General features: G+C 57.8%; 14 protein-coding genes. 9 read left to right on the forward strand and 5 right to left on the reverse strand.

Annotated features, from left to right (window positions below):
• Nucleotides 1-159 precede the first annotated feature (159 nt).
• Both OHL21_RS12090 and OHL21_RS12095 read left to right on the forward strand, forming a co-directional pair.
• Nucleotides 160-762, forward strand: a complete 603-nt coding sequence (locus OHL21_RS12090) for an RNA polymerase sigma factor (protein WP_263417528.1) — start codon at nt 160-162, stop codon at nt 760-762.
• Between the two features lie 44 nt (nt 763-806).
• On the forward strand, nt 807-1,118 hold the full coding sequence (locus OHL21_RS12095; RefSeq protein ID WP_263417529.1) for a hypothetical protein: 312 nt from the start codon (nt 807-809) through the stop codon (nt 1,116-1,118).
• Nucleotides 1,119-1,613: 495 nt separating this feature from the next.
• On the opposite strand, the gene trpE is transcribed toward OHL21_RS12095, so the two are convergent.
• Complete coding sequence (gene trpE, locus OHL21_RS12100; RefSeq protein WP_263417530.1) at nt 1,614-3,110, reverse strand: anthranilate synthase component I; 1,497 nt, start codon at nt 3,108-3,110, stop codon at nt 1,614-1,616.
• 69 nt (nt 3,111-3,179) lie between these two features.
• Here trpE and OHL21_RS12105 point away from each other — a divergent pair, with 69 nt between their 5' ends.
• The 7 genes from OHL21_RS12105 to OHL21_RS12135 all read left to right on the forward strand — a co-directional run bounded on the left by OHL21_RS12105 (nt 3,180) and on the right by OHL21_RS12135 (nt 7,741).
• Nucleotides 3,180-3,908, forward strand: coding sequence for a hypothetical protein (locus tag OHL21_RS12105; protein ID WP_263417531.1), 729 nt, complete (start codon nt 3,180-3,182; stop codon nt 3,906-3,908).
• A gap of 103 nt (nt 3,909-4,011) precedes the next feature.
• The gene (gene cyoE, locus OHL21_RS12110; protein ID WP_317889976.1) at nt 4,012-4,968 is read left to right on the forward strand and encodes a heme o synthase; all 957 of its coding nucleotides are present in this window, start codon (nt 4,012-4,014) and stop codon (nt 4,966-4,968) included.
• Nucleotides 4,968-5,531 carry a DUF420 domain-containing protein gene (locus OHL21_RS12115; protein ID WP_263417532.1) on the forward strand — a complete coding sequence of 188 codons (564 nt, stop codon included), beginning with the start codon at nt 4,968-4,970 and terminating at the stop codon, nt 5,529-5,531. Before cyoE ends, OHL21_RS12115 begins: the two co-directional genes overlap by 1 nt.
• Nucleotides 5,532-5,553: 22 nt before the next feature.
• Nucleotides 5,554-5,778, forward strand: a complete 225-nt coding sequence (locus tag OHL21_RS12120) for a hypothetical protein (RefSeq protein WP_263417533.1) — start codon at nt 5,554-5,556, stop codon at nt 5,776-5,778.
• A 155-nt stretch (nt 5,779-5,933) separates the two neighbouring features.
• Nucleotides 5,934-6,398, forward strand: a complete 465-nt coding sequence (locus OHL21_RS12125) for a single-stranded DNA-binding protein (protein WP_263417534.1) — start codon at nt 5,934-5,936, stop codon at nt 6,396-6,398.
• 83 nt (nt 6,399-6,481) lie between these two features.
• A complete protein-coding gene (cyaY, locus tag OHL21_RS12130; protein WP_263417535.1) occupies nt 6,482-6,811 on the forward strand; it encodes an iron donor protein CyaY in 330 nt (109 codons plus the stop codon).
• Between the two features lie 159 nt (nt 6,812-6,970).
• Nucleotides 6,971-7,741 carry a glycosyltransferase family 2 protein gene (locus tag OHL21_RS12135; protein WP_263417536.1) on the forward strand — a complete coding sequence of 257 codons (771 nt, stop codon included), beginning with the start codon at nt 6,971-6,973 and terminating at the stop codon, nt 7,739-7,741.
• 109 nt (nt 7,742-7,850) lie between these two features.
• Here the strand turns inward: OHL21_RS12135 and OHL21_RS12140 are convergent, their stop codons facing one another.
• From OHL21_RS12140 to OHL21_RS12155, 4 genes are all read right to left on the reverse strand, one after another.
• Nucleotides 7,851-8,594 (reverse strand): SDR family oxidoreductase, encoded by a 744-nt coding sequence (locus OHL21_RS12140; protein WP_263417537.1) that lies wholly within the window; start codon nt 8,592-8,594, stop codon nt 7,851-7,853.
• Nucleotides 8,595-8,681: 87 nt separating this feature from the next.
• Nucleotides 8,682-9,299, reverse strand: a complete 618-nt coding sequence (locus OHL21_RS12145) for a LysE family translocator (protein WP_263417538.1) — start codon at nt 9,297-9,299, stop codon at nt 8,682-8,684.
• Nucleotides 9,300-9,526: 227 nt separating this feature from the next.
• On the reverse strand, nt 9,527-10,819 hold the full coding sequence (locus OHL21_RS12150; protein ID WP_263417539.1) for a PQQ-dependent sugar dehydrogenase: 1,293 nt from the start codon (nt 10,817-10,819) through the stop codon (nt 9,527-9,529).
• 298 nt (nt 10,820-11,117) lie between these two features.
• Nucleotides 11,118-11,701 (reverse strand): hypothetical protein (locus OHL21_RS12155; RefSeq protein ID WP_263417540.1); only part of this gene is annotated, 584 nt, incomplete at its 5' end.

An 11,701-nucleotide genomic window follows, 5' to 3' on the forward strand; every position in this document is an offset into this window, starting at 1 on the left:
GCGTCAGGCAACTCACACTTCTATCGAGGCTTCTAAGAAACAAAGACCTCGAGGGCGTCAGTTTGTTTTCAGCCAATCGTATCCCCATGCTGTACTATTGGTTTCCTGGCGCATGACTTTTTCGCACCCAACCCGGTTCCAAGAAGCCATCATAACCCCATGCAACTTCAAGGCAGGACGATGACACAGACCAACGCGACGCCAGGCATGTTTAAGCGTAATCCGCCCATCGCCGGCGAGGCAGATGCCCTGGAAAGGGCTAAAAACGGTGACCCCGACGCATTTGCCAAACTTTATGGGCTTCACAAGCGGCGCGTTTACACGCTGTGTCTTCGCATGCTCGGCAATGTCTCTGAAGCCGAAGATATGACCCAGGAAGCGTTTCTACATCTCTTTCGCAAGCTCAATAGCTTCCGTGGAGAGAGCGCATTTTCGACCTGGCTGCACCGTCTGACCGTCAATCTGGTGCTGATGCATCTGCGCAAAAAGGGGCTACAGCTCGTCTCACTGGAAGAGACCATCAACCCCAGTGAAGAAGATGCACCAAAGCGGGACTTCGGCACCGCGGATCCCCAGCTCTCCGGCTCCGTCGATCGCGTCGCGCTCGAACGCGCTATCGCCACCCTTCCCCCGGGATATCGTCTGGTCTTTGTGTTGCATGACATCGAAGGCTATGAGCACAATGAGATTGCCGCCATGCTTGAGTGTTCTACCGGCAATTCCAAATCCCAGTTGCATAAGGCCCGCCTCAAGCTCCGCTAGTTACTTAAGCAGAATGAGATGGCTGCCCGGCAGGAGGTTGCTTAGTGTCCGATTCCACACCAATCCGCACGATCGATTGCGCGGAGTTCCAGGAACAGCTCCCAGAGCTCTTTGCGAATGCCAAGGGAGGCAGGCTTTCAGACGATCCCGTCTACGCGATGCATCTGAACACCTGCCCGACCTGTGCTGCTCTGGTCCGTGACCTGGAATACATCGCAGAGCAGGCCCGTATGCTGCTTGATCCCGGCAGCGAGATCGATCCTCCCGAAGATGTCTGGAACAACATCCAGACGGCGCTGGCTGCGACGAACGGTGATGAGGGCGGCGGCAAACCAAACGGTCACTCACCGAACTGATCGAGATTTCAATAGATACGCAAAAGGGGCGCAGCGAATGCTGCGCCCTTTTGCTGTTTTTTGAACCAGCGAACTTGGCTCGGTGGGGTGAACTATTCGAGCGAAGCTCGAACCGGTATTGAGCGCTGAAGGCGCGTTCCATACCAGCCTGGGGCAGCGCCCCAGGTTTTGATTCCCAAAGACGTCTAAGGGCTGAAGGCCCGTCCTATATTAAGAGCCCTCAATCCGACCGTATCGTTTCGATAGGCATACAACGACTTCAGGAACCTTACGTTTGTGACGGTTGTGGAATTATAGAGCGGGCCTTCAGCCCTCTTACCAGTTTCCTATCTCCGTACCTGGGGCGTTGCCCCAGGCTGGTATAGAACGCGCCTTCAGCGCTTGATTGTCCGGCTGGCCGAGCTATGGCGACACGAGGAAGATGAGGCGCACCGTGACCGGCCTCAAGAGGCGGCGGAAAACCTCTGAGCGTCTCAGATCGCCGTGCTAAAGCTGCTACACCTGTGTTCTCGCCCGCTCAATCGCCCGGACCACCGCGCGCGCCTTGTTCACGCTCTCCTGAAATTCTTTTTCCGGCACGGAGTCGGCCACGATGCCGGCGCCGGCCTGGATATGCCCTTCTTTGCCGTGCATGAACAGTGTGCGGATCGCGATGCAGGAGTCGAGGTTTCCGGAGAAATCCGCGTACAGCACGCTACCCCCGTATACACCGCGCCGCGATGGCTCCAGCTCCTCAATCACCTCCATGGCGCGGATCTTAGGCGCACCTGAGAGGGTGCCTGCGGGGAAGCATGCGCGGAAGGCATCCATCGGGTTAAGACCATCGCGGAGAGTGCCTTCGATCGAGCTGACCATATGCATGACATGGGAATAACGCTCGACGAACATCAGATCGGTCACCTTGACCGACCCGAACTCGGAGACGCGGCCTACGTCGTTACGGCCCAGGTCGACCAGCATGACATGCTCAGCAACCTCCTTTGGGTCCTGACGCATATGCAACTCCAGCGCGAGATCCTCCGCCGGATCTTCCGCCCGTGGCTGCGTGCCTGCAATCGGACGGTACTCCACCTTCGATCCGTGAACGCGCACCAGCAGCTCCGGCGATGAGCCGACGATATGCGCCGGAACACCGTCCATCGGGAAACGCAAGAAGTACATGTACGGGCTGGGATTGACGATGCGCAGCGAACGATAGACCTCAAAGGCATCCACACCCGGGGTCACGTCGAAGCGTTGCGATAGCACGCACTGGAAGATGTCGCCGGCGGCGATATATTCCTTCGTCTTTTCCACAGCCTTGAGGAACTGCGCCTTGCGGGTCCGCGGCTTGATCTCGAGCTTCGCCTCGTTCTTCCTCTTCCGCGTCCGCTTCAGTGATGTATGCAGGCGTTTTTCCAGCGCATTCAGCCGGCTCTCTGAACGTTTGTACGCCGCCGCCGGGGCGGCCTTGGTCACGTCTGCCGTCACGATCAGGTGGATCGCCTTCTTTACATGGTCGAAGGCCAGTACCTGATCGAAGAACATCAGGCAGGCATCCGGCACACGCAGTTCGTCTGCGGCCAGTTCCGGCAGGCGCTCGATCTGACGAACGACGTCATAGCTGAAAAACCCCACGGCGCCCGCGGTAAATGGGGGCAAACCTGGCAGCTTGGCTGGTTTATGCGCCGTCAGTGCCGCTTTCAGTTCCGTGAAGATATCACCGGTGAAGTTCCGGGTCCGCTTCCCTTCCGTGACGGTGATCGAGCTTCCGCGAGAGGTCATGCGGCGATACGGCTGAATCCCGATGAAGGTGTAGCGGCCAATGCGCTCTCCTCCTTCAACGGACTCCAGTAGAAATGCCTCCGGCTCCTCGGCGGCGATGCGCAGAAAGGCGGAGACAGGGGTCTCAAGATCAGCAGTTACGGTGCGGTAGACCGGGACCAGGGTGTGCGATTTCGCCAGACGGACGAAATCCTTCTGCGATGGAAAAGTTGTAGCGTCGGACGGCATCAAGGCTTATGGTAAATCTGGCCTGCCGGAAGGTTTCGGTAAATTCTAAAATCTACAAGGACGAATGCTATGGCAACCACCGCTGTGGCTGTAAAAAGGCCGGTAAATCCCGACCGCATCTTCTTTCCCATGCTGTGCGGCTTGATGCTTCTGCTGGTTTGGCTCGGATTCTCAAAGACCTACTACGCCGCCGGCATGGTCCACGCCAAACTTCCCAGTCCAACCATTCACGTCCATGCCATCGCGGCAACGTTGTGGCTGATTACGCTGATCGTCCAGATTGGCCTGGTCACCGCCCGCAAGGTAAAACTGCACATGACCGTAGGTCTGTGGGGCTTCGGACTGGCCGCGGCCTGGGTCGCCATCGCCATGGCCGCGGCTCTGGACGCGCTACGAAGGAACTTTTCTCCTCCCGGCTCGGGTCTCGATCCGTTGACCTTCTTTATCGTTCCGGTCACGGGAGCGGGACTCTTCGCGTGGTTCGCCGGATGGAGCTACGCAGCCCGCCGGACGCCCCAGGCGCATAAACGGCTGATCATGATCGCGACCATCGCCATTCTGGATGCCGCCGTAGGCCGCTTTCCATACACGGTTTGGCCCAGCCTGACCGGCCTGAAACAATCGCTCGTTCTCTTCGCCCTGCTGGCCGCCATCATGGTTTATGACCTCATCACGCTGAAAAGAATCCATCGCGCTACCTGGATTCCGGCGGTGGCGCTTATCGTGGTGCACCTGGCGCGGATTCCGTTCGGACAGACCCACCTGTGGATGCGGTTCGCGGCAATGTGCCGCGGATGAGCCGCAACTTTGTCCGAAAATCGGCTGCTACGGCAGCCGATTTTCCATGCAGGCCCGCCCTCACCCCCTGTAGCGGAAATCAGCGCGGTATCCTAGTAGGAGCGTGCAATCCCCGGCTACAACTCATGATCTGACGGGCTCCGCAGCAGCCTCACGGCTTCGCGAGTGGATGATGGACTATGCGGAGCTGTTCAAGGCCCGTGTCACCCTGCTCGTCGTTATCACCGGCGCCGCCGGCTTCTATCTGGGCTCGCTTCGCAGCGGCATCAGCCCGTTCAATATGGGCCTGCTTAAAACACTGGGTGGGATGGCCGTCGTCACTGCCGGTTCCGCGGCGCTGAACGAGGCCCTGGAGCGACGCAGCGACGCCCAGATGCGACGCACCGCCCGCCGCCCCATGGCGTCCGGCCGTATCGGTCTGCTGCATGGCCTGCTTCTGGGCTTTGCGGCCGTCTTCTTGGGATCGATGTTCCTGGCGCACGAAACCAATCTTCTGACCGGCACCCTCACGCTGATCACCGCTGTCGGCTACGTTGGAATCTATACGCCACTGAAACGAATGACGACGCTGGCAACCTTTATTGGGGCGTTCCCTGGCGCCCTGCCGCCGCTGATTGGATGGACCGCTGCCCGCGGGATGATCGAGTGGCCCGGTGTCGCCCTGTTCGCTGTGCTCTTTGTCTGGCAGTTCCCGCATTTCATGGCTATCGCCTGGATGTATCGGGAAGACTATGCCAGCGCCGGCATCAAGATGACACCCGTCGTCTCCCCCAACGGGGTGACAACCGTGGCCCAGAGCCTTTTCTACGCCGTACTCATGATTCCTGTGAGCTTGTGGACGACATGGCTGGGAGTGACCGGAATTCCCTATGCCATCGCCGCAACCGTCCTGAGCCTGGGCTACCTGTGGTACACGGTCCGCTTCGCCAGGATTCTGAAAGAAACAGACCCACTGAAATCGCGAGCCTATGCCCGCGATCTGCTAAAAGCGTCTGTCATCTACCTGCCGCTGTTGTTGGCAGCCATGATGCTGAACGCCCAGGGAAGGATCTTCTTCTAATGGCGACAACTCCTGCCGGAGCTCCTAGAATCCACACGCCGCCGAGCGCGATCTGGACGATTATTGCGGTCAGCGCCGCTGCCAGTGCCTTCATCTTCTGGCTGGTCTACTTCCACCAGCCGGTCGACATGGCAGGTACGCAACTCGCCTTCCTGCCTGCGCTGAACGGCCTGTTGAATGGGCTCAGCGCCATCTGCATCCTCATCGGGGTGCGCTTCATTATGGCGAAGAAGGTCAAGCAGCATCGCACGATGATGTTTGCGGCTTTCTTCTTTTCCACACTCTTCCTGGTCAGCTACCTGGGTAATTTTGCATTGCATGGCGAAACCAAACTGCCGATCGCGCATACCGGTGGCGTCTGGTGGACTTACCTTTTACTGCTGATTTCGCACATTCTCACCAGCGTGATTGCGCTGCCAATTGTGCTGATCACCTTCTTCCTGTCTCTGACAGAACGCTTCCCGCAGCATCGTGCTCTGGCGAAGTACACCTATCCTCTGTGGATGTACGTTTCGGTCACGGGTGTCGTGGTTTACCTCATGCAGGCGGCGATCCGGCGCTAAGGACGTTGCACGAATACGAGAGATGAAGAAAGACACGAAAACCCTGTTGCAGTATGGCGGCAGCATTCTGCTGGTGGGACTTCTATCCGCGCTGCTGACCGCCACTGTCTTCGGTGGGCTTACACGGCAGGGGCCTCATACGAATTCGGGCTGGCTTGGCCTGATGGTGGCCATGTGCTGTCTGCCGATGGGCTGCCTCCTCTTTCTTTTGGGGATGGCCAAGTGGCTCAAGGATTTGAGGGAATAGGGTTTGAGGGAATAGTTCGATACCTAGAGCCGCCACAGCCTTCAGCTTCCTCCCCGTCTGAACAAATTTGCGCTCGCAACGCTGACGACTGGAATTTGATGACATGCCCTAGTATCCTCGGTGCAACCGACTAGAGAAGGAAGTGGAGAAACGATATGGCACGTGGTGTAAATAAAGTGATTCTGTTGGGCAATGTGGGCAAGGATCCCGAGATCCGCTCGACCCCGAGCGGAACGATGGTGGGAACATTTGGCCTGGCCACAGCCGAACGCGCGAAAGACCAGACCGGCAACTGGGTCGATAAGACCGAATGGCACAACCTCGTCTGCTTCGGCCGTACCGCGGAGATCGTTCGCGACTACGTCAAGAAAGGTACGCAGCTTTTCGTTGAAGGCAAGATCCAGACACGGAGCTGGGATGATAAGGAAAGCGGACAGAAGAAGTACCGCACCGAGATCCTGGTAAATGAGCTCACGCTGCTTGGCGGCGGTGGTGGTCAGGGCGGCCAGGGCGGCGGCAACTACTCTCGCGGCAACACTGCGAGCTTCGGCTCCAGCTCGCCTGCTCCGGCGGATGAATTCGCCGGTACTGGCATCACCGACGACGATATCCCTTTCTAAACAGAACCTCTCCGTTCCTTTCGCCGCGCCCGGCCCATGCCTGGCGCGGCTTCGTAGTTCATCGGGATTGGTAGACTGAAACCATGCTGGATGAAGCCGCATTTCGCAGGGAGAGCGACAGCGCTCTCGAGAGCCTGAAGCAGGCGTTGATCGAAGCCGAAGAAGACGGCGGCTTCGAAGTGGAAGAGAAGAATGGCGTGCTGAATGTCCTCTTTGAAGACGGCAGCGCAAAATTTGTTTTTACACCCAATACGCCGGTCCGCCAGATCTGGATCTCGGCTCTGTCGACTTCCTTCAAGCTGGAGTGGCACGATGGCCAGTTCGTGCTGCCGAAGACCGGAGAAGCACTGCAACTGCTGACGCAGCGCCTGTTGCGCGAGCATCTCAGCGACGATTCCATCACGCTTGGCTAGAACATTTTCCCTGTTGCTGGGTATCCCGGAAGAGTCGAGCAGCGGCGTTTTCATTGCGGAAAAGCCCATAGATGCGGAAGCCCTACTCTACACCTCCAGGGAAAATGCTCTAACTTTTTATTACCCAGATCGCCCGGGCGCGGTTAGTCTGAGCGTACGATGACGCTTTCTGTCGCCATCATTACCCTGAATGAAGAAGAGAACCTCCGCCGAACTCTGCCCTCGCTGCAGTTCGCTGATGAGGTCATTGTGGTAGATTCCGGATCTACCGATAAAACCGTCGAGCTGGCCCGCAGCTTCGGCGCCAAGGTCTATGAAGAACCCTGGAAAGGCTATGCCGGACAGAAGAACTCGGCAATTGCCAAATGCACCGGGGACTGGATTCTCTCGCTCGACGCCGACGAGCTGGTGAGCCCGGAGCTTGCCGAGCAGTTGCGTATTCTGCTGCCCTCTAACCCTCCGCACGATGCCTACTATCTGCCGCGCAGAAATATCATCTTTGGGCGCTGGATCAGGCACGGCGGCTTCTACCCTGACAGCAAGCTTCGGCTCTTTCGCCGCGGCGCAGCTACCTTCGCTGCGCGCCTGGTGCACGAAACGATCCGCTTTGAAGGCGAATCGGATGAACTGGAAGGCGCACTGATTCACTATCCCTATCCCACCATCGCCGGATTCGTGGAACACATGAACCGCTATAGCGGGCTGGGAGCGGAGATGCTTGCCCAACAAGGCGTGGTCAGCGGTGGATATCTCACATTCGTCTGGAATGTAGTCATCCGGCCGGTGCTTCAGTTGAAATGGAACTTCTGGTTCCGCCTCGGCTTCCTCGACGGCCGCGAAGGACTGATGCTCCACCTCTACCATGCAGCCTATGCGAGCTGGAAGTACGCGAAAGCGTGGGAGCTGGGTAAAGCAAAGGTTAAAAGTTAAAAGTTGCAAGTTAAGCGTTAAGGCCGTGGCAACCGGTGAGGCACTTCCTCCCCAACAACCACAGCCTTAACGCTTTAACTTTTAACTTGCAACTTTTAACTCTTCTTCCCTACCAGGGAAGCGTCTGGTCCATGTGGAAGTAGCCGCCTGTCGGTCCATCTGCAGGGAGCGTCGCCAGACGTACCGAGGTCTTTGCACCGTCGGGAATCTCCATCGGAGCGGCGCTGGTGCCCATATCGGTCTTGACCCAGCCGGGATGAGCTGCGTTGACCTTGATCGGCGTATCCTTCAGCGCTGCCGCCAGGTGAATGGTGTAGGAGTTCAGCGCGGCCTTCGAAGCGTTATACGCGACCATCTTGCTGCCGTAGATCGGCGAGGTCGGGTCGGCATGCAGTGTAAGCGAACCCAGAATGCTGGAGAGGTTCACGATGCGTCCCGCCGGGCTCTTGCGGACGAGCGGCAGCAGTGTCTGCGTGAGCTCAATCAGGCCAAAGAAGTTGGTATCGAAGACGTCGCGCAACTGCTTCTGTGTCACGGTCGCAGCAGTATTCGCCGCCCAATCGTCGCCACCCTCACTGACACCGGCGTTGTTGATCAGGATGTCGAGTTTGCCGAAGGTCTTGTCGAGGAAGTCGTACACCTTCGGGAAGTCGGAAGATCGTGTGATCTCCAGAACAACGGGATAGGCATCGATACCGGCGGCCTTCAGCTTCTGCGCGGCGCCTTCGGCCTTCTGCTGGTCGCGGGCGGCCACCACGACTGTGATTCCCTGCTCGCCGAGTTGTTTCGCGGTCTCAAAGCCAATCCCTTTGTTGGCTCCGGTGATGAGCGCAACCTTCTTCGTCTCTGCCATGGCATCTCTCCTTGTAATACCTGTTGTAGGTGCGAGAGGTTAGATCACGATAAAAGCGAAAGAGATGCAACTATCTCTCAGCGATTGTTAATCGCCGAATGCGACCTTTAATCCCACACCAATGAATGTAGTCCCGGCCAGTCGATCAAGCCACACGCCAGCCTTGGGGTTCCGTTTGAGCCACGCGCCTACCGTCCCGGCAAAGATGCCGATTGTGCTGAATACGAGGAAGGCCATCATCATGAAGATGCCGCCGAGAATCATCATCTGGATCGCCGGCGACGGTCCATTCTTCTGCACGAACTGCGGTAAAAAGACGAGGAAGAAGAGCGTTACCTTGGGATTCAGCATGTTGCCGATCACGCACTGACGGAAGACCAGCCACAGCGACTTCTTCGGTGCATTCCCCGCGACTGAGAGCGAGCCGCTGCGCCAGCTCTTGATGCCGATCCAGAACAGATAGGCCGCACCGGCGTACTTAATCATCTCAAACGCAACCGGTGAGGCTCGCAATACCGCGGCAAGACCAATCGCGGCGATCGTCGTATGGAAGATGACACCGAAGGCGAATCCGCAGGCAGCGACAAAGCCGGCCATACGCCCCTGCGAGATGCCGCGGACAAGAACCTGAATGTTATCCGGCCCGGGCGCGATCGCCAGAATAAAGACCGCGCCAATGTAGAGGGTCAGTTGAGAAGCGTGCATACCAGAAACGTACCAGTTGCTTGTCTCTGCTTGCCAGCAGAATGAAGGAAAACGCCAGGGGACCGTTCGAGCCTAGGGGACGGGAAGAATGAGAAATTTGACCAAATAGTAAATCAATGAGTGTGGATGTTGGCTGGCATATATGGCAGCCAACATCAGCAACACCAGTACAGACACTTTTCCCCAAGAGATTTTGAGCGAGCTTTTCTCCATCCCGACCGAGGCGCCTACTTCTTCCCTGTGTAGCTGACCCGCCAAATGGTACGTGAGCCGTCGTCGCTTACGAGAAGCGAACCATCCTTAGCCGTGGTGACACCCACCGGACGTCCCCAGACCTGGCCTTCGGGCGTAACAAAGCCGGTCAGGAAATCCTCGTACTCGCCGCTGGTGGGCTTGCCGTTCTTCATCGGTACATGAATCACCTCATATCCCGCACGGACCTTGCGGTTCCAGCTTCCATGTTCCGCGGCAAAGATGTCGCCGGTCATGCCTGGGAACTGTCCGCCGGGATAAAACATCATCTGCAGTGAAGCCATATGTGGCTGCACCAGCACATCCGGCGTAATGACCTTCGCCTTCAGCTCCGGATGCTTCCCTTTGTGGCGGGGATCCTGATGACCGCCCATGTAAAACCAGGGCCAGCCATAGAAGCCGCCTTCCTTCACGCTGGTGATGTAGTCCGGCACCAGGTTATTGCCGAGGTTGTCGCGCTCATTGGTCGAGCACCACAGCTCGCCCGTCGTCGGATTGATGGCCTCGCCCACGCAGTTGCGAATGCCTGCGGCATACACCTTCACGAACTTACCTTCGGGCGTGAACTCCAATACATCGGCACGATGCTCTTCCTCAGGATGCGTATCCATATCAGCCACATTCGAGGCCGAGCCCACGGAGATGAACATCCGCTTTCCGTCCTTCGAAAAGACCACATCACGCGTCGAATGCCCGCTGCCAGGCGCCATCGGATAGAGCTTCTCGATCAACTGCTCGCCCTGAGTTGCAGCCTTTAGATCGCCATTCTTATACGCATAGCGATAGAGTGACTTCGTCGTGACCACGTAGACATACTGAGGATTCGGCCCCAGCGGATAGAAGGCAATTCCGAAGGGCCGATCGAGCCCGCTGGCAAAGGTCTCTACCGTGGCGGCTTTGCCATCAGCCCCGACACCTCGCATCACCTTGATGGTGCCGGCGCCTGTATCCGCGAGAAACACATCTCCATTGGGAGCCGTACGCATCAGGCGGGGAATCTCAAATCCCTGGGCGTAGATCTCCACCTTGTATCCCGCCGGCGCCTGGGGCCAGGCATTCTGCGGACGGTCGATGACATGCGGGCCATTCCCCACCGCCTCGGCCTCATTCGGCTCCGGCAGATCGGCCACCGTGATCTTCCAGCGCTGGCCGGGTTTCTCATCGGCATAGCCTGCCCAGGCCTGCTGGCCGGTACGAATCTGCTGGGCGATAGCGCCAGAGCTAATAACCATGGCCGACACGAGAACGAGCGAGGAACGTGGCTTCATTCCGGAATCCTCCGAGGGGAATTTTGGAGCGACTCCATTCTCCCTCGAACCATCGATGTCCGTCACCTCACGCTGGTTCAGTTCATGCCCGGTATGTGTTCACATCGAAAAAAATCTGGACTTAGAGCATTTTTCCTGTTGCGGGGTATCCCGGAAGAGGAGTGCAGCGGCGTTTTCATTGCGGAAAACGCCCATAGATGCGGATGCCCTGGGCTACACCTACAGGGAAAATGCTCCAAAGCCCATGACCCGCCTCCGGATGATCTCGGAGGCGGGCCACTAGCAACGTCGGGATGTTTTAGAAGGCCCAGGTGAGCCCAAACTCGGGATAGCGGTTCATCTGGGTCAGCTCGTAGGGTGTGCAACCCTGGCAGTGCGGAATCATGACGTATTGGTAGTAATTCCGGTTGTTGAGGGCGTTATCGAGTCCGCCGTACAGCTTCATACCGCGGCCCTCTTTCTGGAGATTCACTTCATAGTGGACATCGACGCGTTGATAGTCCGTGCCACGTGCAGTATTGACGCTGGTGACGTCATAGATCGGCCGCTGCTGAAGCTGCGACTGTTGCACCAGGTACGGGGTGTACGGCGTTCCCGTATGCGAGGAGTAGCGAGTTGTGAAGATCTGCTTCTTACCAATCCGGACGCCAGTGATCAGGTTCGTCCGCAGAGGCATGTCATAGTTGGTGCGGCGCGAGATGCCATCGAGAGCAGTCGCGAACGAACGTCCCAGGCCCACGTTGGCGCGAACGAATAACTTGCGGCTGAAGCTCGAGTTGAATTCGGCCTCTACTCCGTTGGAGATACCAGTTCCCTTGCTGACCATCGGCATATAGAGGAAGGGCTGTCCGAAGGTGTCCACGATGTTGGCCAGGCTGAGCG

Source organism: Terriglobus albidus, from assembly GCF_025685425.1.
Lineage (GTDB): Bacteria > Acidobacteriota > Terriglobia > Terriglobales > Acidobacteriaceae > Terriglobus > Terriglobus albidus.

Excerpts from the sequence above, each read along its gene's own strand:
- OHL21_RS12090 (WP_263417528.1), top strand. The coding sequence starts at position 160 with ATGCAACTTCAAGGCAGGACGATGACACAGACCAACGCGACGCCAGGC.
- trpE (WP_263417530.1), bottom strand. The coding sequence starts at position 3,110 with ATGCCGTCCGACGCTACAACTTTTCCATCGCAGAAGGATTTCGTCCGT.
- OHL21_RS12105 (WP_263417531.1), top strand. The coding sequence starts at position 3,180 with ATGGCAACCACCGCTGTGGCTGTAAAAAGGCCGGTAAATCCCGACCGC.
- OHL21_RS12115 (WP_263417532.1), top strand. The coding sequence starts at position 4,968 with ATGGCGACAACTCCTGCCGGAGCTCCTAGAATCCACACGCCGCCGAGC.
- OHL21_RS12120 (WP_263417533.1), top strand. The coding sequence starts at position 5,554 with ATGAAGAAAGACACGAAAACCCTGTTGCAGTATGGCGGCAGCATTCTG.
- OHL21_RS12125 (WP_263417534.1), top strand. The coding sequence starts at position 5,934 with ATGGCACGTGGTGTAAATAAAGTGATTCTGTTGGGCAATGTGGGCAAG.
- cyaY (WP_263417535.1), top strand. The coding sequence starts at position 6,482 with ATGCTGGATGAAGCCGCATTTCGCAGGGAGAGCGACAGCGCTCTCGAG.
- OHL21_RS12135 (WP_263417536.1), top strand. The coding sequence starts at position 6,971 with ATGACGCTTTCTGTCGCCATCATTACCCTGAATGAAGAAGAGAACCTC.
- OHL21_RS12140 (WP_263417537.1), bottom strand. The coding sequence starts at position 8,594 with ATGGCAGAGACGAAGAAGGTTGCGCTCATCACCGGAGCCAACAAAGGG.
- OHL21_RS12145 (WP_263417538.1), bottom strand. The coding sequence starts at position 9,299 with ATGCACGCTTCTCAACTGACCCTCTACATTGGCGCGGTCTTTATTCTG.
- OHL21_RS12150 (WP_263417539.1), bottom strand. The coding sequence starts at position 10,819 with ATGAAGCCACGTTCCTCGCTCGTTCTCGTGTCGGCCATGGTTATTAGC.